At 45.9% G+C, this 19,311-nt stretch carries 19 protein-coding genes; 9 read left to right on the plus strand and 10 right to left on the minus strand.

What is annotated here, in order from left to right; genetic code table 11:
- Positions 1 to 63: 63 nt before the first annotated feature.
- Positions 64 to 576 (minus strand): type II toxin-antitoxin system RelB/DinJ family antitoxin, encoded by a 513-nt coding sequence (locus tag R8N47_RS18845; RefSeq protein WP_318070374.1) that lies wholly within the window; start codon positions 574 to 576, stop codon positions 64 to 66.
- Positions 577 to 1,050: 474 nt separating this feature from the next.
- Between R8N47_RS18845 and R8N47_RS18850 the strand changes: the two genes are divergently transcribed.
- Genes R8N47_RS18850 through R8N47_RS18860 form a run of 3 tightly spaced genes read left to right on the plus strand, consistent with a single transcriptional unit; the run spans position 1,051 to position 3,303 of the window.
- A complete protein-coding gene (locus R8N47_RS18850) occupies positions 1,051 to 1,242 on the plus strand; it encodes a helix-turn-helix transcriptional regulator (protein ID WP_025796237.1) in 192 nt (63 codons plus the stop codon).
- Between the two features lie 13 nt (positions 1,243 to 1,255).
- Positions 1,256 to 2,914, plus strand: coding sequence for a DUF927 domain-containing protein (locus R8N47_RS18855; protein WP_025796235.1), 1,659 nt, complete (start codon positions 1,256 to 1,258; stop codon positions 2,912 to 2,914).
- A 53-nt stretch (positions 2,915 to 2,967) separates the two neighbouring features.
- A complete protein-coding gene (locus tag R8N47_RS18860) occupies positions 2,968 to 3,303 on the plus strand; it encodes a helix-turn-helix domain-containing protein (RefSeq protein ID WP_193243349.1) in 336 nt (111 codons plus the stop codon).
- A gap of 20 nt (positions 3,304 to 3,323) precedes the next feature.
- On the opposite strand, the gene R8N47_RS18865 is transcribed toward R8N47_RS18860, so the two are convergent.
- From R8N47_RS18865 to R8N47_RS18905, 9 genes are all read right to left on the minus strand, one after another.
- Positions 3,324 to 4,502 carry a site-specific integrase gene (locus R8N47_RS18865; protein ID WP_102589823.1) on the minus strand — a complete coding sequence of 393 codons (1,179 nt, stop codon included), beginning with the start codon at positions 4,500 to 4,502 and terminating at the stop codon, positions 3,324 to 3,326.
- A 171-nt stretch (positions 4,503 to 4,673) separates the two neighbouring features.
- Complete coding sequence (gene mnmE / locus R8N47_RS18870; RefSeq protein ID WP_005383836.1) at positions 4,674 to 6,035, minus strand: tRNA uridine-5-carboxymethylaminomethyl(34) synthesis GTPase MnmE; 1,362 nt, start codon at positions 6,033 to 6,035, stop codon at positions 4,674 to 4,676.
- A gap of 130 nt (positions 6,036 to 6,165) precedes the next feature.
- Positions 6,166 to 7,788: a membrane protein insertase YidC gene (gene yidC / locus R8N47_RS18875; protein ID WP_005383834.1), complete on the minus strand. Its 1,623-nt coding sequence runs from the start codon at positions 7,786 to 7,788 to the stop codon at positions 6,166 to 6,168.
- A 2-nt stretch (positions 7,789 to 7,790) separates the two neighbouring features.
- Entirely contained in the window at positions 7,791 to 8,048 is a 258-nt protein-coding gene (yidD, locus tag R8N47_RS18880; protein ID WP_005378822.1) for a membrane protein insertion efficiency factor YidD, read from the minus strand.
- Positions 8,015 to 8,338 (minus strand): ribonuclease P protein component, encoded by a 324-nt coding sequence (gene rnpA, locus R8N47_RS18885; protein ID WP_005394102.1) that lies wholly within the window; start codon positions 8,336 to 8,338, stop codon positions 8,015 to 8,017. Before rnpA ends, yidD begins: the two co-directional genes overlap by 34 nt.
- Before the next feature lie 46 nt (positions 8,339 to 8,384).
- Positions 8,385 to 8,519 carry a 50S ribosomal protein L34 gene (gene rpmH / locus R8N47_RS18890; RefSeq protein ID WP_005378825.1) on the minus strand — a complete coding sequence of 45 codons (135 nt, stop codon included), beginning with the start codon at positions 8,517 to 8,519 and terminating at the stop codon, positions 8,385 to 8,387.
- 242 nt (positions 8,520 to 8,761) lie between these two features.
- Complete coding sequence (locus tag R8N47_RS18895; protein ID WP_005378827.1) at positions 8,762 to 9,499, minus strand: amino acid ABC transporter ATP-binding protein; 738 nt, start codon at positions 9,497 to 9,499, stop codon at positions 8,762 to 8,764.
- Complete coding sequence (locus R8N47_RS18900; protein WP_005378829.1) at positions 9,496 to 10,167, minus strand: amino acid ABC transporter permease; 672 nt, start codon at positions 10,165 to 10,167, stop codon at positions 9,496 to 9,498. The genes R8N47_RS18895 and R8N47_RS18900 overlap by 4 nt, the downstream gene beginning before the upstream one ends.
- A gap of 114 nt (positions 10,168 to 10,281) precedes the next feature.
- Positions 10,282 to 11,028: an amino acid ABC transporter substrate-binding protein gene (locus R8N47_RS18905; protein WP_005378831.1), complete on the minus strand. Its 747-nt coding sequence runs from the start codon at positions 11,026 to 11,028 to the stop codon at positions 10,282 to 10,284.
- Between the two features lie 412 nt (positions 11,029 to 11,440).
- On the opposite strand from R8N47_RS18905, the gene dnaA reads away from it, so the two are divergent.
- From dnaA to R8N47_RS18935, 6 genes are all read left to right on the plus strand, one after another.
- Positions 11,441 to 12,847: a chromosomal replication initiator protein DnaA gene (gene dnaA, locus R8N47_RS18910; protein WP_005378835.1), complete on the plus strand. Its 1,407-nt coding sequence runs from the start codon at positions 11,441 to 11,443 to the stop codon at positions 12,845 to 12,847.
- A 63-nt stretch (positions 12,848 to 12,910) separates the two neighbouring features.
- Positions 12,911 to 14,011: a DNA polymerase III subunit beta gene (dnaN, locus tag R8N47_RS18915; protein ID WP_005394106.1), complete on the plus strand. Its 1,101-nt coding sequence runs from the start codon at positions 12,911 to 12,913 to the stop codon at positions 14,009 to 14,011.
- A gap of 9 nt (positions 14,012 to 14,020) precedes the next feature.
- Positions 14,021 to 15,100 carry a DNA replication/repair protein RecF gene (recF, locus tag R8N47_RS18920; RefSeq protein WP_005378839.1) on the plus strand — a complete coding sequence of 360 codons (1,080 nt, stop codon included), beginning with the start codon at positions 14,021 to 14,023 and terminating at the stop codon, positions 15,098 to 15,100.
- A 13-nt stretch (positions 15,101 to 15,113) separates the two neighbouring features.
- Positions 15,114 to 17,531 (plus strand): DNA topoisomerase (ATP-hydrolyzing) subunit B, encoded by a 2,418-nt coding sequence (gyrB, locus tag R8N47_RS18925; protein ID WP_005378841.1) that lies wholly within the window; start codon positions 15,114 to 15,116, stop codon positions 17,529 to 17,531.
- 343 nt (positions 17,532 to 17,874) lie between these two features.
- On the plus strand, positions 17,875 to 18,291 hold the full coding sequence (locus tag R8N47_RS18930) for a GreA/GreB family elongation factor (RefSeq protein ID WP_054579440.1): 417 nt from the start codon (positions 17,875 to 17,877) through the stop codon (positions 18,289 to 18,291).
- A 533-nt stretch (positions 18,292 to 18,824) separates the two neighbouring features.
- Positions 18,825 to 19,262: an Hsp20 family protein gene (locus R8N47_RS18935; RefSeq protein WP_005378857.1), complete on the plus strand. Its 438-nt coding sequence runs from the start codon at positions 18,825 to 18,827 to the stop codon at positions 19,260 to 19,262.
- The last annotated feature ends 49 nt before the right edge of the window (positions 19,263 to 19,311 follow it).

The following is a 19,311-nucleotide window of genomic DNA, read 5'->3' on the forward strand; positions in this document are numbered from 1 at the left end:
TCTCCTTATTGTGCTAGGTGGCCCGTCTTTAATTTGGTGCTTGGTTGTTCTTTTGATGAGTTATTACGCTCCATTGCTAAAGATGGCTTGCCACCGACAAAACGCATTGCGGTGCCTGTCGGTCCACTGGGTGCAAATCACGTAGTTTTTTTCACCTCGCTGGGCCACTTTCGTGGTGGAGTAGCGGTTTCGCTCTTTGGCATCTTTTGCTGCACTGCGAATGTCTTCTGGCCGTGGTGATTTAGCCAGTTTTAGCACCGGGAATGACAACCCGAAGGTGTTGCGACAATAGGTTAGCTGCGTGAGGTTTTCTATTTCACTCAGTGGCAGAGCGTGTTCAACCAAGTCTTGGATAGCTTCGGTTATTTCGGCATTGCTGATTTTGTTTTGTATTTGGCTGTGTAAGGCTCCTTGTGCCCCTGCTTCATTTTCAAGGGCAACCGAAAACGGAAAGCCTTTTGCTTGAACGGACTTTGCTAAAAATACGTTGATGGCCTGTTCAATCGGTAAACCTAACTCAGCAAAGATACTCGTCGCTTTTTCAAGTAGTTGAGGGTCTATCTTGGTTGATTTCATGTGGCTTACAAACCTACAAATTGTAATTTTTGTATCTTAGCGGGTTTTATGTGTAGTGGTGAGTACTTGGGTCAAAAAAGCGAGAAGAAATTGGCGTAGTGATTGCTTGGGATGAGGGAGGTGTACCGTTTTCGTCAAATCGGTACACTTAGTTGTTTTGTCCGTTCAAAGCATCATGTTTTGCTACTTTCACATGTGAAAGTGTGTCTCTAATCACTATGCGTTAACCATGATGAACAGCTTAACGCATGAGCAGGTTACTTAACGCATAGCGCTTTGTGGCTTGGTGAATAACGGTGAAGCAATGCCCACTCACATTACCGCCTCATTATCTGCTTCTGTAATTCTAAATACCCTATTTTACAGGCCATCTTTCATTCAAAACTGCCCAAAATGGGCCTGAGTACCGCGCGCCTTTGCGTTGCTCTCCCTGCAAACTATTCCTTGATTATTCACTAACTGTCAGGAGTAGTTATGACCGAACAAAAACAATCAAATCAGCTATTAAGCTATCAAGAAGTTTGCAAACTAACGCAACTATCTCAAGCGACGATTCGCCGTTACGTGAAAAATGGTTCCTTTCCTTCTCCAGTGAACTTATCACCAGGTGCACGAAGTGTGAGGTTTCGTCTTGAAGATGTGCAGAAGTGGCTTTTGAGCCTGTGACGGTGAGGTGTGTATGTATAGAAACAAAAATAACGCACTGGAATACTGTGACAAGGAAGAAGGTTGGTTGGCTATTAGCTCTGAGCTTTCTGTCGTAGCACGAGTTAGAGCGCAAGATAAAAAGTCAGGTTACGGTGCCTGTATTGAGTTTGTGAATATGGATCTTGTTCCTGTCCGGTTGGTTGTACCTGCAAATCGAATTTTAGGTAGCGCAAGTAACACACTTCGTGAGGAGCTATTTGATCGCGGCTTTTGGCTAGAAGATGATAAATACAATTGGGGCCTTATATTGCGTTACTTACGCCAACAGATAAAACAAGCGCCATCTGGCATCAGTGCATTTAATACAGGCTGGCATGACGATGTATTCGTGACGACGGAAACCACTTTTGGTGCATCCGAGGAGCCATATTTTTACGCTGGAGCAATTGTTGATAGTAATTTTCAAGTCAAAGGTAGTCTAGCTAATTGGCAACAGGAGATAGGTTGTCTTTTGAGTGGAAACCCAACCTTGATATTTGCTGTTGGAGTCGCACTTGCCGCACCGCTACTAGCACCATCGGGAGGAGAAAGCTCAGTGTTTCATTTAATGGGTTCATCAAGCCAAGGTAAGTCTGGTGCTATTTACGTCGGATCGTCTGTTTATGGTTCCCACTCTTACAAGAAGACTTGGTATAGCACGAACAATGGTATCGAATCTGTATCAGTCAATTACAACGATGTCATGTTGCCGCTCGATGAGATTGGCATGGCGAGAAGTGAGAATTTGGATACAGCGGCTTACCAGATTGTGAATGGCGATGGAAAGTTAAGAATGTTAATTACAGGTGCTTTGGGTAAACAAGCAAAGTGGCGAACCCTTGTACTTAGCACTGGTGAGGTTGGTTTGATTGATTTGCTGGAAGAGATCGGCAAAAAACCCGCCGCAGGCCAATTGGTCAGAATAGTTGAGATACCGCTGACGGAAAAATATGGCTGTTTTTCTAGCATTCACCGATTTAATGACTCTCACGAATTTGCCAAACATTTGGAAGAGGCAACGAAAAAGCACTATGGTTCGTTATTTCCAGCTTGGATGTGCTTGATAGTAAAGCAGCCAGATCTGGAACTGTTGTTAAGATCGGAAACGGATAGGTTGATGCAGCGCTGGAAGGAAAGCTGCATGTCAGCTCAAGTTCTCAGAGTTCTACATCGCTTTTGCTTAGTTGCCGTTGCGCTCTCACTGGCCTCTCGACACAAACTTGTACCGTGGAGCGAAGAAGAGTCTTTATTCTCTGTGTACAGCATTTTTCAGCGCTGGATTGCAGCGAGAGGACACACTCAAAATCATGAAGAGTTTGAAGTGCTATTGGCATTGAAACAAGCTCTCGCCAGATGGGAAAAGCAGTTAAGTGAGATATCCAGCGGAAGATCATCAAGTACGGGGTACTACCGGCAAGACGGAGATGAGATCCAGTGGCTGATCCATAAAAATGTGTTTATCCGTGATCTCCAGCTGCGCAAGCAATACATCAGTCAATTGACTCCTCTAGTTCAAAGGCGCTGGTTTGAATCAAACGAGGGAGCCAGGGGGACGCTACGAGTAAAAGTGAATGGCAAGTTGGAAAGGTTCTTTGCCTTTACACCTTCCCAAATTATCGAAGAACTAGAGGAGCTGACAGCCGATGCGTAATCCGTTTCCCAGTTTTCCCACATTTCCCAACGTAGTGACATGGAGGAGGAGTTATGACAAGCAATGAACAGGTCCTTCTCCAGTCCATTTTGGCTAAAATCGATCATGTCGAGCGGGTTGTGTTAGAGCAGCGTTTGCAGCAACAAAAGGTGGAACTCCTTGGAAAGGACATTCTAACGGTTGATGAATGTGCTGTCTTACTCGGTTTGTCTACAAATCAGCTGTACAAGTTGACTAGCTCTGCGGAAATACCATTTTTTAAACTTGGTAAGCATCTCCGATTTGAGCGTCAAGCCATAATGAAATGGGTTGAGGAGCAGCGTGTTTCATCTCACTATGAGATCGAAAAAAGGGCAGCAAACTATGTCGCCACCACTTCTCGTAAGTAGTACCTTCTATAGCAGCGGCCTTAGGCCGCTGAATCCTTTCCAGAAGAAGCAAAAATATCGGGGAATGTGAGCATGGCTTCCATCCTACGTTGTTCTATGATGTCAGCGTAGATCTCGGTTGTCTTGAGTTCGCTGTGGCCGAGCAGTTTCGATACTGCGTATATATCGATTCCTCGGCTAAGCTGAATTACAGCAAAAGTATGACGACCAGCATGGAACGTAACGTGCTTACTTATTCCAGCAGCCAGAGCCCATCTAAGCAGCTCTACATTTATATAAGAAGAGTATTTTAATCCCTTGAATACGCGCTCGTGAGAGGCTTTGGGGCTACCCAAAAGTGATTCTGCTGACTTTGGTATGTCTAAATACTGAAGGCTCTTAGCATCGCCCTGAGAGAGTTTGGCTTGGTCGAAGATAATTCGTTTGTGATTATTGAATGTCTCTACTTCTGACCAAGTAAGTCGATGGATATCGCACCAACGCATCCCCGTTGCACATGAGAACAAAAACGCACGTTTAAGGACTGGGTAGCGACATTCTGTGTGAGCTAAAGCGTTGACCTCATCCAATGTGAGATAAACACGCTTAGTCGTTTTCGCTTTGATACTGGTCACTTGTGAAAGCGGGTTATCACGAATAATACCTTCTCGATGCGCTTCGTTGATCGCCGCGCGAACTTTATTGAAGTAGGAGCTTTGTGTGTTGCGAGATAACGCGGTATCACTTTTGGTTTTCGCTTCATTGGTCAGGTAATACTTAAATCCGTCTAACCAGTCTTTATCCAGCTCATCAAAGCTAAGGTCATGTTTCCCGCAGTAGAACAGCAGGTGCTTACGTGCTGAAAGCCAGATCGAGTGGTTGGAGGTTGAGGTGGTTTGTTCTTTGATGTCAATTTGCCGTTGAAAGTAATCAATGAAGCTAGCTGAACGCTTAGTTCTATCCTCAAAACCATGCTTTTGGGATTGCCACTCAACCAGTCGTTTACTCTTAATGGTTTCGGCTAGGAGAAGGTGCTCTTTGTTATGTTTTCGCTGAGCTGGTGTTTTGGGTTTGTCATAGATAAACAGATCCAGCACTTCGTGTTCACGTTTTCGCTGACGAGATCCGTTTGATTTAGTGGTATAACCGTGGTCATAAATGAGACGCAATGTTCGCGTTCCATCTGCTTTAAGTGTCCGTTTTTCAATGAAAATTTTCATGTTTGTCCCCAATTGGTCCCCAATACGGCATTTATCATGTCATTGGGGACCAACTGGGGACTAGATTTGGCAATTAACGGCAACGGATGGAAACAAACGGCAAATGACGATTTAATAAAATCAGTATGTTATCTACCGTTGCTTGCTGTTGTTTTCCGTTATTTGCCCACTTTACTTCCCGATACAGAATGAAGAGAAGATTCGTCCCAGTAAGTCGTCAGAACTGAACTCACCGGTAATCTCATTGAGATGTTGTTGGGTGATACGTAGCTCTTCAGCCAATATTTCACCTGCCATATAGCCTTCAAGCTGCTCCTGGCCTATTTGAAGGTGCTGTGCGGCACGTTCTAATGCATCGAGATGACGACGACGAGCCATAAACCCACCTTCACTGTTGCCAGAGAAGCCCATACACTCCTTGAGATGATCGCGCAGAGCTTCAACCCCTGCACCAGTCTTCGCTGACAAACGGATAAGAGTAGGGTTATTGACGTGGCAGATCCCCATATCTTCACCCGTTTGATCCGCTTTATTACGGATCACAGTTATGCCAATGTTGTCTGGTAGGCGATCCACAAAATCTGGCCAGATATCTTTCGGATCGGTGGCATCGGTTGTCGTGCCATCCACCATGAACAACACGCGGTCTGCTTGGGCTATTTCATCCCACGCGCGTTCGATACCGATTTTCTCTACTTCATCGGAAGCATCACGCAAACCTGCTGTATCAATAATGTGTAGTGGCATGCCATCAATATGGATATGCTCACGCAGTACATCACGCGTGGTTCCTGCGATGTCGGTTACGATTGCAGATTCTTTACCCGATAGCGCGTTCAGTAGGCTTGATTTGCCCGCATTTGGACGACCCGCAATCACGACTTTCATCCCTTCACGCATAATAGCGCCTTGGTTAGCTTCTTTGCGCACCGCATCTAGGTTGTCGATGATGGCTTGTAGGTCACCAGCCACTTTACCGTCGGCCAAAAAGTCGATCTCTTCTTCAGGGAAGTCGATGGCTGCTTCAACATAGATACGCAAATGAATCAGCGACTCAACTAAGGTATTAATGCGGCCTGAAAATGCGCCCTGTAAGGATTGCAGTGCCGATTTTGCTGCTTCTTCAGAACTGGCATCAATGAGGTCTGCGATCGCCTCGGCTTGAGCGAGGTCGAGTTTATCGTTCAGAAATGCGCGTTCAGAGAACTCACCAGGGCGAGCAGCTCGAATACCATCTATACCTAGAATGCGTTTTATCAGCATATCCATCACGACAGGGCCGCCATGGCCTTGCAGCTCAAGTACGTCTTCACCGGTAAATGAGTGTGGGTTAGGGAAGTACAGTGCGATGCCCTGATCAAGCACAGTGCCATCTTCTGACTTAAACGGCAGGTACTCTGCGTAGCGGGGCTTTAGTGTTTTGCCAGTGACTTCTAACGCCACTTGGTTGGCTTTAGGGCCAGAAACTCGAATAATACCGACACCGCCACGACCAGGCGCGGTCGCTTGAGCGACAATCGTATCTGTAGTCATAATTTTGCCTTTTGAGCTGGGCTATAGGGAAGATACCTAGGGAGCCATCACAATTAATTAGCTGAATTGTAATCAGCCAAAAACAAAAAGGCGACCTTTTGGCCGCCTTTCTCAATCATTTCCTAAAAGGTTACTTGCTGTGTAAGCCTTTTTTCTCTAATCCTTTGTAGATCAGAGTTTGCTGGATAAGCGTTACGATGTTCGACACCAACCAGTACAGAACGAGACCTGATGGGAAGAACAAGAAGAAGAAGGTAAACATAACCGGCATAAAGGTCATGATCTTCTGCTGCATTGGATCCGTTACTGTTGTCGGGCTCATCTTCTGGATTAGGAACATTGACGCACCCATCAGTAGAGGCAGGATGTAGTAAGGGTCCTGCGCTGAAAGGTCATGAATCCAACCGAAGAATGGAGAGTGACGTAGCTCAACCGATTCCATTAGTGCCCAGTAAAGCGCGATGAAGATAGGCATCTGTAGGATAAGAGGTAAACAGCCACCTAGTGGGTTCACTTTCTCTTTCTTGTACAGTTCCATCATTTCTTGGCTCATGCGCTGACGGTCATCACCGATACGCTCACGCATTGCTTGCAGCTTAGGCTGTAGCATGCGCATTTTCGCCATAGACGTGTATTGCGCTTTTGTTAGTGGGTACATTGCACCACGAACGATGAAGGTCAGACAGATGATTGCCACACCCCAGTTGCCAACAAAGCTCTGGATGAATGAAAGCAACATATGAAGAGGCTTCGCAATGAACCATAACCAGCCGTAGTCCACTACTAGGTCTAGGTTAGGTGCCACTTCTGCCATTTCATCTTGCAGTTTTGGACCAACCCAAAGTGTTGCTTCAAACTTAGCCTGATCGCCTGTTGCGATAGTTTTGTTCGGCATACGAACGCCGATGTCGCCGAGGTTGCCAATTACACGAGTGTATAGGTTAGTACCTGGTTCGTTACGTGGGATCCAAGCTGCGGCAAAGTAGTGCTGAATCATTGCTGCCCAACCTTGGCCATCGGCTAGGTTAAGAGACAGGTTGCGATCCTGCATATCATCAAAGCTGTACTTCTTGTAACGCGTATCTTCTGTTGAGTATGCGCCACCACGGTAAGTAGGCATTGTGATGCTACCACCATCGTCCATTAGGTTTTGACGTAGGTGAGCGTACATACCAAATGTTGCGTTGTTGCCTGAGTTGTTCACTACATCGTATTCAACATTAAGCGCGTAGCTGCCGCGTTTAAAGATGTAAGTTTTGGTGTATTCGATGCCGTTTGCAGTGAATGTCATCGGAACGCGAAGTTCATCTTGACCGTCAGCCATTGTGAAGCTGTCTGCACTTACGTTGTAGTGAGGGCGATTTGTGCTGCTCAAGTCGATACCTTGAGGACCCACTAGACCGCTTTGAGCGATAAATTGGTGACCTTGAGCGTCTTTAAGCAGAACAAAGGAATCTGATGAATCTAACTCAGCAGAGTATTCGTTAAGGTTGGCATGTACCACATCGCCACCAACGGTGTCGATCGACAGAGTTAAAACATCAGTCGTTACTGTGATAGTTTTTGCAGAAGCTTGCTGTTGACCAGGAACTGGGTCAAGTTCATCAGCAAAAGATGGTGCAGGTAGAGTGCTGCTTGATTGAGCCTGTTCAACTGCTTGAGGTTCTGGATTCTTTGCAACTTGCCATTGTTGAAACAGCAAAAAAGAAACCAGGGCCAAACCGATGAGCAGGATATTACGTTGAGAATCCATCGTTAGTTATCTCTGTCTTGTTTTTGGACTGGTGGAACGGGGTCATACCCCCCTTCATTCAAAGGGTGGCATTTTAATAGACGTTTGCCTGATAACCAACATCCTTTTACAAAACCGTGAGCTCTCAAAGCTTCTAGCGCGTAAGTGGAACAGGTTGGTGTGAACCGGCAACGAGGACCAATCAAAGGGCTGATAAACCAGCGATACAGATAAACGAGCCCAATGGCTATCCACGTGAAGGGCGAGACAGGCGTTGCCATAGCTTATCAAACAACTTAAAAATTTCCTCATTGCTTAAATCTTGCGCGCTTTTCTTCGCAATCACAACAAAATCTTTGTTTGGAAGCTGATGTTGATTGTTACGAAAGCTTTCACGAGCCAAACGCTTAAATCGGTTACGACCGACAGCCGTTTTGATTTGCTTTTTGGGAACCGCTAAACCTAATCGTGGGTGAGAAAGTTTGTTATTGCGAGCAATGATGGTGAAATGAGGCGAGCCAGCTCGATGAGCTTGCTGGAAGACGTTTTGATAATGCTCGGGAGTTAACAAACGTAACTCCCGATTAAACGCGTACGTGTTCAAAATAAACTAGCGATTATTTTGATAGGCGCGCACGGCCTTTTGCACGACGTGCGTTGATAACTTTACGACCGTTCTTAGTTGCCATGCGAGCACGGAAGCCGTGAGTACGCTTGCGCTTTAGAACTGTAGGTTGAAAAGTGCGTTTCATGATAATTACCTTTACTGATCAGTAGTTTTAGGTTCTTGTTAAACCCGGCGTGGGTATTTGCTTTCTTATATAAAGAAGCTCTTTATATAGAGAAGGACAACCGACGCCTCTCAACAAAGAGGCGGAATTGTAATCACACTCACATAATGTGTCAATGACTCAATGAGTACGAAATTCCGGCCGGGCGATTATACGTAGTGTGAGTAAAATCTCAAGGATCAATCGATCCTGATGCTTGATCGTTACTCTATTCCTACTTGGTTAAGGAATTTTTTCAAACGAGGATCTTGTGGATTATCGAAGATATCCTGTGGAGAACCTTGCTCAACGATATTGCCTTCCGCCATGAAGATCACTCTATCAGCGACTTCTTTAGCAAATTGCATCTCGTGTGTTACCACCAGCATGGTTTGATGCTGATTAGCTAACTTCTTCATTAATGAGAGAACTTCACCGACCCATTCCGGATCCAGCGCAGAAGTTGGTTCGTCAAACAACAGCAGTTCTGGTTGCAGCGCCATCGCTCGGCCGATACCCACACGTTGTTGTTGGCCGCCAGACAATGCCGCTGGATAACTATCGCCTTTATCCCCAAGACCGATGTCATCCAGAATTTGTTGCGCTCGTTTGAGAGCATCGGCTTTTTTCCAGCCTCGAACGGTCACTAGACCTTCGGCAATGTTCTGGCGCGCATTCATGTGGGCAAACAGGGCATAGTTTTGGAACACAAAGCCAGTTCGACGACGCAGCGCTAATACTTCGGCTTTAGTGTGTTTTTGAGTATCAACGGAGATGTCATCTATCGTGATACGACCTTCATCTGCTTGTTCTAGAAAGTTCACCGTACGCAGCAAGGTTGATTTACCCGTGCCACTTGAGCCGATAATCACGATGATCTCACCTTGCTTAATATCGAGGTCGATGCCTTTCAGCACTTCAGTCTCACCAAAACGTTTGTGAATATTTTCTAACTTAATCATCGTACGTACGCCTTATTCAGTTTTGCTTCTGCCCAGATTTGTACGCGAGTCAGAATCACCACCACTCCCCAGTAAATAAGAGCAACCGCAAGGAAAGCTTCAAAGAAACGGAAACTTGATGAGGCTTCCATCTGTGCTTTCGCCATGATTTCGGCCACACCAAGCGTGAAAGCGAGAGACGTTGACTTGATCATATCGATGAAATAGTTCATCAATGAAGGCAGTGCGACACGCGTTGCTTGAGGTAAAATCACTCGGCGCATTGCTTGGGATGTCGTCATACCGACCGATAAGCTCGCTTCCATTTGGCTGCGATCAATGCCAATAATGGCGGCACGAATACTTTCCGCCATATAAGCGGCAAAGTGCAGCGTTAAACCGATCACCGCTGCTGAAAAGGCGTCGATACCGACCATCAATGGAAAAATTTGCGGTAAGCCGTAATAAAGCAGGAAAAGCTGAACCAACAGTGGGGTGCCACGGAAGAAGCTGATGTACAGTTGGCTTAATTGATCCAGAACTGGCAGTTTAAATACGCGAATATTGGCTAAAATGACGGATAAAATCAGCGAAAACACCAATCCCCATGTCGCCATTTCCATGGTTGTGCCAAGATATTTCAGCAATATCGGCAGCAGTTCCAACATGTAATTAAAGTCAAATCCCATACGGCTTACCTAAAGGCTAGAGAAAAGAAAAGGTGGAAAACAAGTTCCACCTTTACGTAAGTTTATTTTAGTCCGAGAGTGATACCACTTTGCGGCCTAAAGTACAAAGAGTTCTTATTTCGTGATGTCAGCGCCAAACCACTTCACGGAAATTTTCTCTACTGTACCATCTGCGCGCATCTCAGCCAGTGCTTTGTTTACTTCTTCTTGCAGCTTACGACCTTTCTCGTTGTCAACGAAAGGCCATGCGTTTTGAATGGTCTCAAACGGTTCGCCTGCCAATTCCAGAGGAAGGCCAGTTTTCTTAATCAGCTCTAACGCAGAAAGACGATCCATTACAAACGCGTCTGCACGACCGAGCGCCACGTCATGTTCGATACCTGTGTCGTACGTTTTAATGTTGATCTTGCCGTCTTTGTCGTATTGACGCAGCAGTTGCTCAAAGTTAGAGCCTAGGTTCACCGCAACGGTTTTGCCCGCAAGATCGTCAACACCTTTGATGCTGTCGTTGCCTTTACGCACGGTAATTTGTGCGCCATCTACAACGTAAGGGTCAGCAAATAGGTATTTAGCTTTACGCTCATCAGTCATGGTGATTTGGTTGGAGATCGTATCGATACGACCAGTTTCTAAAAGACCAAATAAACCAGAGAAGTTGGCTGTTACGTATTCGATTTTGTAATCGTTACGTTTACCGATTTCATCCCACATGTCGACTTCAAAGCCTTGTAGCTTGTCTTGCTTTACAAAAGTAAACGGGAAGTAGCGACCTGACATACCAACTTTGACTTCAGTAGCGGCTTGTACGGTTGCTGCCGACAGTGCAATGGCTGCAACGGCAACCTTAATCCAGTTTTTCATAATACATCTCCATAATTTTATGGTTGGAAATACTACTGTTAGTTAGCTCAATTAAATAAATAACCAAGAGCAATAACCTAGACCTGTGAGTTATTAGATAATAGAAGAAGAATGTTAAATGTGACGAAAATGCGAACTGAACCTAGCGAAATGATCGACAAAATCAGCATTGGGAATAAAATAATACACAGACTTATCACCAATCGCTCGATCTTGTGAGTTTTGCCCAATTGTGGATCGTTGTGTGGGCAAATTTGGGGCAAGGTGTGTTGATCTCATCAAGTTTGCAGAAATAATTGTGAATAACTTGGATCTTATTCACTGGATCGTCGATCAATCGCTGGCGATCTTGGTTATCAACAGGTAAAATTGCCAGTCTTTTCCGATAATTCAATTACTCAGTGGGGGCACCGTGTCATCTTCGCTTTGGCTGCAATGTTTGCAGCAGCTTCAAGAAGAGCTACCAGCTACAGAATTCAGCATGTGGGTTCGTCCGCTACAAGCGGAGCTCAATGACAATACTCTCACTCTATTCGCGCCAAACCGCTTTGTGTTGGACTGGGTGCGTGATAAGTATCTGAACAATATTACTCGCTTACTGCAGGAATACTGCGGTGGCGATATTCCTAACTTACGTTTTGAAGTGGGGAGCCGACCTGTCTCTGCACCAAAACCAGCGCCGACACGTACGCCTGCAGATGTGGCTGCCGAGTCATCTGCACCTGCGCAATTACAGGCGCGTAAGCCAGTACACAAAACCTGGGATGACGACGCTCAAGCGATTGCGGCTATCAATCACCGCTCAAACATGAACCCAAAACACAAGTTCGATAACTTTGTTGAAGGTAAGTCGAACCAACTGGGTTTGGCTGCGGCGCGTCAGGTATCGGATAACCCAGGTGCAGCTTACAACCCACTATTCCTATACGGCGGCACGGGTTTGGGTAAAACCCACTTATTGCATGCGGTGGGTAACGCGATTGTGGATAACAACCCGAACGCAAAAGTGGTCTACATGCACTCAGAACGTTTTGTGCAAGACATGGTGAAAGCGCTGCAAAACAATGCGATTGAAGAATTCAAACGCTACTACCGCAGCGTGGATGCGCTCCTTATCGATGACATCCAATTCTTTGCTAATAAAGAACGTTCACAAGAAGAATTCTTCCATACCTTCAACGCACTATTGGAAGGTAATCAGCAGATCATTCTAACGTCTGACCGTTATCCTAAAGAAATTAATGGCGTTGAAGATCGTCTTAAATCTCGCTTTGGTTGGGGTCTTACTGTTGCGATCGAGCCGCCTGAGCTTGAAACGCGTGTGGCGATCTTGATGAAAAAAGCTGAAGATCACCAAATCCACCTTGCTGATGAAGTGGCATTCTTCATTGCCAAGCGTCTGCGTTCGAACGTTCGTGAGCTAGAAGGTGCACTGAACCGTGTTATTGCGAACGCGAACTTTACTGGCCGTCCAATTACGATTGATTTTGTTCGTGAAGCGCTGCGCGATCTGCTTGCTCTACAAGAGAAGCTTGTGACAATCGATAACATTCAAAAGACAGTGGCGGAATACTACAAGATTAAAGTAGCGGACTTGCTGTCTAAGCGTCGTTCTCGTTCTGTAGCGCGTCCTCGTCAGCTGGCTATGGCGTTAGCAAAAGAACTAACCAACCATAGCTTGCCTGAAATTGGCGATGCGTTTGGGGGCCGCGATCATACGACCGTACTTCATGCTTGTCGCAAGATTGAGCAGCTGCGTGAAGAGAGCCACGACATTAAAGAAGATTACTCTAACTTGATTCGCACCCTGTCTTCGTAATCGGTTAGAATAACGGTATTCTAAGCAAATCATTTATTGAGCTGACAGCGTAAAGAGCCAAGCATGAAATTTACCATTGAACGTAGTCATTTAATCAAACCGCTACAGCAGGTTTCGGGCGCTTTAGGTGGCCGACCAACCCTGCCAATCCTGGGTAACCTACTTCTTAAAGTAGAAGAGAACGTATTGTCGATGACGGCAACCGATCTTGAAGTAGAGTTAGTAAGCAAAGTGACGCTAGAAGGTGATTTTGAAGCGGGCAGCATTACCGTTCCTTCGCGTAAGTTTCTCGATATCTGCCGCGGTTTACCGGACGATGCGATCATCACATTTGTATTAGAAGGTGATCGTGTACAAGTTCGCTCTGGTCGCAGCCGTTTCTCGTTGGCAACGCTTCCTGCGAACGATTTCCCTAATATTGAAGACTGGCAAAGCGAAGTGGAAGTATCACTGAGCCAAGCTGATTTACGTACGCTGATCGACAAAACTCAGTTCTCGATGGCGAATCAAGACGTTCGTTACTACCTCAACGGCATGTTGTTTGAAATTGACGGCACCACGCTACGCAGCGTGGCGACGGACGGCCACCGTATGGCGGTATCGCAAACTCAGCTAGGTGCGGACTTTGCGCAGAAGCAAATCATCGTGCCACGCAAAGGTGTGCAAGAATTAGTAAAGTTGATGGATGCGCCAGAGCAGCCCGTAGTACTTCAGATCGGTAGCTCCAATGTTCGTGCTGAGGTGAATAACTTTACTTTTACCTCTAAGTTGGTTGATGGTCGTTTCCCTGACTACCGCCGTGTATTGCCTCAGAGCACCAATAAGACACTAATAGCAAGTTGTGACGAGTTGCGCCAAGCCTTCTCTCGTGCTGCGATTCTTTCCAACGAAAAATTCCGTGGCGTGCGAGTGAATCTGGCTGATACTGAAATGCGCATAACCGCGAATAACCCAGAACAAGAAGAAGCGGAAGAGATGCTTGATGTAACCTTTGAAGGTGACGCCATCGAAATCGGCTTTAACGTAAGCTATGTGCTTGATGTTCTGAACACGTTGCGTTGTGAAAATGTACGTGTGTCGATGTCGGATGCTAACGCCAGCGCGTTGATTGAAAATGCCGACGATGACAGTGCCATGTACGTGGTGATGCCAATTCGTCTATAAGCCAACTGAATGCCTCTTTCTCGTCTCATCATTCAGCAGTTTCGAAACATTAAAGCCTGTGATATTGAGTTATCAGCAGGCTTTAACTTTCTTATCGGGCCGAACGGCAGCGGTAAAACCAGTGTCTTAGAAGCGGTTTATCTGCTCGGGCATGGCCGCTCATTCAAGAGCTCTCTCACCGGACGAGTGATACAAAATGAGTGTGACGAACTGTTTGTTCATGGTCGTTTTTTGAACTCGGATCAATTTGAGCTACCTATCGGCATTAATAAGCAGCGTGATGGCTCAACAGAGGTTAAAATAGGCGGTCAATCTGGACAAAAATTAGCGCAGTTGGCACAAGTTCTGCCTCTGCAGTTGATACACCCAGAAGGGTTTGATTTACTGACAGATGGCCCTAAACATCGTCGTGCGTTTATTGATTGGGGCGTGTTTCATACCGAGCCCGCTTTTTATCAAGCATGGGGAAGGTTCAAGCGCCTGAACAAGCAGCGCAACGCGTTGTTGAAAACCGCCAATAGTTATCGTGAGCTCAGTTATTGGGATCAGGAAATGGCAGGGTTGGCTGAAAACATCAGCCAATGGCGAGCAAGTTACATCGAGCAGATGAAAACCGTCGCAGAAACTATCTGTCAGACATTTTTGCCAGAATTTGAGATCCAATTGAAGTATTATCGTGGCTGGGATAAAGACACTCCATACCACGAGATACTAGAAAAGAATTTTGAGCGTGATCAGGCATTGGGATACACCTTTAGTGGCCCAAACAAAGCTGATTTGCGCATTAAAGTGAACGGAACGCCCGTTGAAGATGTTCTGTCACGCGGTCAATTAAAACTCATGGTGTGTGCATTGCGTGTAGCGCAAGGGCAACACCTGACAGAGATGGCCGGTAAACAATGCATTTACCTAATTGATGACTTCGCGTCGGAATTAGATAGCCAACGTCGCAAGCGTCTTGCTGACTGCTTAAAAGAGACGGGCGCACAAGTATTTGTAAGCTCTATCACTGAAAGCCAAATCGCCGATATGTTGGACGATAACGGTAAATTGTTTCATGTGGAACATGGCAGGATAGAGTCAAACTAGAAGAGAGAAACTCATGTCTGAAAATTACGATTCATCGAGTATTAAGGTACTGAAGGGTCTGGATGCGGTACGTAAGCGTCCAGGAATGTACATCGGCGATACGGACGACGGCACCGGCCTTCACCACATGGTTTTCGAGGTGGTGGATAACTCAATTGATGAAGCGTTGGCAGGTCACTGTAAAGACATCGTTGTGACAATTCATGAGGATAACTCGGTTTCCGTTAGCGATGATGGTCGTGGCATTCCAACAGAAATCCACTCAGAGGAAAATGTCTCTGCAGCAGAAGTAATCATGACGGTTCTTCACGCGGGTGGTAAGTTCGACGATAACTCATACAAAGTATCGGGTGGTCTTCACGGGGTAGGTGTTTCAGTAGTAAACGCACTATCAGAGAAAGTTGAGCTAACGATTCATCGTGGTGGCCATATCCATACGCAAACCTACCGCCATGGTGAGCCTCAAGCGCCACTAGCCGTTGTGGGTGATACGGATAAAACCGGTACACAAATTCGTTTCTGGCCAAGTGCCGAGACGTTCTCTAACACAGAGTTCCACTATGACATTCTGGCGAAGCGCCTGCGTGAACTGTCATTCCTGAACTCTGGTGTGTCGATCAAATTGGTTGATGAACGTGAAGCGGACAAACATGATCACTTCATGTATGAAGGTGGTATTCAAGCGTTCGTTGATCACCTAAACACCAACAAAACGCCAATCATCGAAAAAATCTTCCACTTTAACTCTGAGCGTGAAGACGGCATTTCAGTTGAAGTGGCGATGCAATGGAACGATGGTTTCCAAGAGAACATCTTCTGCTTTACCAACAATATCCCACAGCGTGATGGTGGTACTCACCTTGCTGGTTTCCGTGCTGCGCTAACACGTACATTGAACAGCTTTATGGATAAAGAAGGTTTCTCGAAGAAAGCGAAAACAGCGACTTCAGGCGACGATGCGCGTGAAGGTCTAACTGCGGTTGTTTCGGTGAAAGTGCCTGATCCTAAGTTCTCAAGCCAAACAAAAGACAAACTGGTTTCTTCTGAAGTGAAATCAGCTGTTGAGTCTGCAATGGGTGAAAAACTGTCTGAGTTCCTGATTGAGAACCCGACAGAAGCGAAGATGGTTTGTTCGAAAATCATCGATGCAGCACGTGCTCGTGAAGCAGCGCGTAAAGCTCGTGAAATGACGCGCCGTAAAGGTGCGCTAGACCTAGCTGGCCTTCCAGGTAAACTTGCAGACTGTCAGGAAAAAGATCCGGCACTCTCTGAACTATACATAGTGGAGGGTGATTCGGCAGGCGGCTCCGCAAAACAAGGCCGTAACCGTAAGAACCAAGCAATCCTACCGCTAAAAGGTAAGATTCTTAACGTAGAAAAAGCACGTTTCGACAAGATGCTATCTTCTCAAGAAGTAGCAACACTGATCACCGCACTAGGTTGTGGTATCGGTCGTGACGAGTACAACCCGGACAAGCTTCGTTACCACAACATCATCATCATGACCGATGCCGATGTCGATGGTTCGCACATCCGTACGCTACTGTTGACCTTCTTCTACCGTCAAATGCCAGAGCTTATCGAGCGTGGTTACGTGTACATCGCTCAGCCACCACTATACAAAGTGAAAAAAGGCAAACAAGAGCAGTACATCAAAGATGAAGAAGCGATGAACCAATACCAAGTATCATTAGCTCTGGATAATGCATCGCTACACGTAAACGCAGAAGCACCTGCACTGGCTGGTGAAGCACTAGAGAAGCTTGTTCAACAGTACAATGCGGGTATTAAACTGGCGGAACGTATGAGCCGTCGCTACCCAAGTGCTTTGGTAAACGAGTTGATTTACACTCCTCGCCTAACGCCAGAGCAATGCCATGACGCATCAGTTGTGGAAGCTTGGACGAAGCAGCTTATTGAACAGCTGAATGCGAAAGAAGTGGGGGCAAGCCAGTACAGCTACGAAGTTGAGCAGCACGAAGAGCTAGGCTTAAACTTGCCTAAGATTGTGGTTCGTACTCACGGCGTGACGCACGAACATGCAATTAGCATCGACTTCCTAAACTCGAAAGAGTACGGCAAGTTGGCTGATCTATCAGAAGCACTTGATGGACTTCTGGAAGAAGGCGCGTACATCAAACGTGGTGAGCGTACTATGCCAGTGGCAAACTTTGCAGAAGCGCTTGACTGGTTAGTGAAAGAGTCAATGCGTGGCTTAAGCCGTCAGCGCTACAAAGGTCTAGGTGAGATGAACCCAGACCAACTTTGGGAAACCACCATGGACCCAGAAACTCGTCGTATGATGCAGGTAACGATTGAAGATGCGGTAGGTGCAGATCAACTGTTCACTACGCTAATGGGTGACCAAGTAGAACCTCGTCGTAACTTCATCGAAGAGAACGCACTGAAAGTAGCGAACCTAGACGTATAACGACACTGTTCGTGATCGTAAAAAGCAGCGAGAAATCGCTGCTTTTTTTGTTGTACCACCAGCTAAAATCGCCACTTTCTGCTAAAGCGGATGTTTTTCTGGTACTAACTGCCAACAACCCGATCAAGCCTGCCATTTTATATCTGTTTTCTTTTTTTCTCGCCATTTTGTTCGCTTGAGCGCTTTTGCTTTCTTTTTTCTGCTCGCTATAGTGCTGAAGAGCTGATGATTAAGGAGACTAAGAAAATGGTGATGACTTTCCTGAACTAAGCCGGAAGTGATGCACTTCCGGTTCAATGCACTGAATTTATTTGTAAGACAAGGCATTAAGAAGGAAATAATCATGTTTGAACGCTGGTTCTCAGCGTACTGCTTGGCGCTGCGAACTTGGTGGTTAACCAGTCGCTTTTTAACCTATCAATCACCACTAAGGTTGTTATCGCTATTTGAAACCTGCGAGCAACAAGCCCATTGCCGTAACCGAACTCGTATTGCGGTTGGGGACACGGTTCGCTTAGTGGATGTTGAACGCGCCTATCAATATCGCATGACGTTAGTCAGCTCGCGCAAGGGGCAGCCGATGACAGGTATGCTCGCGGTCGATTCTTATTTGGGATCTCGACTGTTAGGTCGAGCTAAAAATGATGCGCTCGAAGTGGAAATTTTTAATCAGCGACGCTGCTTTGTGATTACTGAAATTGTTCATCACTCGCAGCCACCAGCTCAGAAAATGCTGTGTGGTTGTCTGTTGTGCCAATAAATAGAGGTGAAGTCATGAGTAAGAAAGAAAAGAAACAACCGCAGTTGAGTCTAAAAGAAAAGCGCAAACTAAAGCAGGAAAAGGCGGCAGAAAAGGGCGTTGTAAAAGCGCGTAAATCCTCCCGCAAGTAAAGTGTAGATTGAGCCCTCCAGAACGGTGGGCTTTTTATCACTGATCGTGAAGTGATGAGGAACTAAGCTGTTCAAGGGGATAGTGGATGCTTTAAAAATTTTTTATTTTTTCCCTTGAAAGTCATTTTTGACGACCTTATATCTAGTTGTGAAGAGGGTGACTGGCTTGCTAGAGACTAGAAGACCAGCCCTCTGAAATCGCTAAAACGAGATCGCTCAGAAGAGGATATGGCGTTTTAGCACACAACTTAAACCTTTAGATTCAATATCATGTCTCCGAGCCAAACCAAGGCCAGTGGAATGATAAGAATCTCTTAGTTCGGCGTTGGTTTTTGCATAAACACGCCAGTAGGATGAAACTCATCTGAACTAAGACTATTGCTTAATTAAGAGGATAGATTTATGCGTAATGTAGATTTCTCACCACTATACCGTAATGCAATTGGCTTTGATCGTCTGCTAAACCTGATGGAAGCGAATACAGCGAAAAATACTTCTGGCGGTTACCCTCCATACAACATTGAGCAAAAAGACGAGCACAACTACCGTATTACTATGGCCGTTGCTGGCTTTGCTGAAGAACAGCTCGATCTGACTCAAAACGAAAACATGTTGATTGTGAAGGGCGAACGTAAAGCCGAAGAAGGCAAAAACTACGTTTACCAAGGTATTGCAGAACGTGATTTTGAACGTAAATTCCAGCTAGCGGATTACGTAAAAGTCGTGGGTGCATCAATGGAAAACGGTCTACTTCATATCGATTTAGTTCGTGAAATCCCTGAAGCCATGCAACCACGTAAGATTGCTATCGGTGGTAACAACCTGATTGAGAACAACTAATCAGTTAACCACCCAGTTATAGAATGAGAAAGAGCGCCATATGGGCGCT

The organism is Vibrio sp. 2132-1 (genome assembly GCF_033344315.1).

Coding starts and splice junctions, on each gene's coding strand:
- R8N47_RS18845 (WP_318070374.1), bottom strand. CDS start 576: ATGAAATCAACCAAGATAGACCCTCAACTACTTGAAAAAGCGACGAGT.
- R8N47_RS18850 (WP_025796237.1), top strand. CDS start 1,051: ATGACCGAACAAAAACAATCAAATCAGCTATTAAGCTATCAAGAAGTT.
- R8N47_RS18855 (WP_025796235.1), top strand. CDS start 1,256: ATGTATAGAAACAAAAATAACGCACTGGAATACTGTGACAAGGAAGAA.
- R8N47_RS18860 (WP_193243349.1), top strand. CDS start 2,968: ATGACAAGCAATGAACAGGTCCTTCTCCAGTCCATTTTGGCTAAAATC.
- R8N47_RS18865 (WP_102589823.1), bottom strand. CDS start 4,502: ATGAAAATTTTCATTGAAAAACGGACACTTAAAGCAGATGGAACGCGA.
- mnmE (WP_005383836.1), bottom strand. CDS start 6,035: ATGACTACAGATACGATTGTCGCTCAAGCGACCGCGCCTGGTCGTGGC.
- yidC (WP_005383834.1), bottom strand. CDS start 7,788: ATGGATTCTCAACGTAATATCCTGCTCATCGGTTTGGCCCTGGTTTCT.
- yidD (WP_005378822.1), bottom strand. CDS start 8,048: ATGGCAACGCCTGTCTCGCCCTTCACGTGGATAGCCATTGGGCTCGTT.
- rpmH (WP_005378825.1), bottom strand. CDS start 8,519: ATGAAACGCACTTTTCAACCTACAGTTCTAAAGCGCAAGCGTACTCAC.
- R8N47_RS18895 (WP_005378827.1), bottom strand. CDS start 9,499: ATGATTAAGTTAGAAAATATTCACAAACGTTTTGGTGAGACTGAAGTG.
- R8N47_RS18900 (WP_005378829.1), bottom strand. CDS start 10,167: ATGGGATTTGACTTTAATTACATGTTGGAACTGCTGCCGATATTGCTG.
- R8N47_RS18905 (WP_005378831.1), bottom strand. CDS start 11,028: ATGAAAAACTGGATTAAGGTTGCCGTTGCAGCCATTGCACTGTCGGCA.
- dnaN (WP_005394106.1), top strand. CDS start 12,911: ATGAAATTTACCATTGAACGTAGTCATTTAATCAAACCGCTACAGCAG.
- recF (WP_005378839.1), top strand. CDS start 14,021: ATGCCTCTTTCTCGTCTCATCATTCAGCAGTTTCGAAACATTAAAGCC.
- gyrB (WP_005378841.1), top strand. CDS start 15,114: ATGTCTGAAAATTACGATTCATCGAGTATTAAGGTACTGAAGGGTCTG.
- R8N47_RS18930 (WP_054579440.1), top strand. CDS start 17,875: ATGTTTGAACGCTGGTTCTCAGCGTACTGCTTGGCGCTGCGAACTTGG.
- R8N47_RS18935 (WP_005378857.1), top strand. CDS start 18,825: ATGCGTAATGTAGATTTCTCACCACTATACCGTAATGCAATTGGCTTT.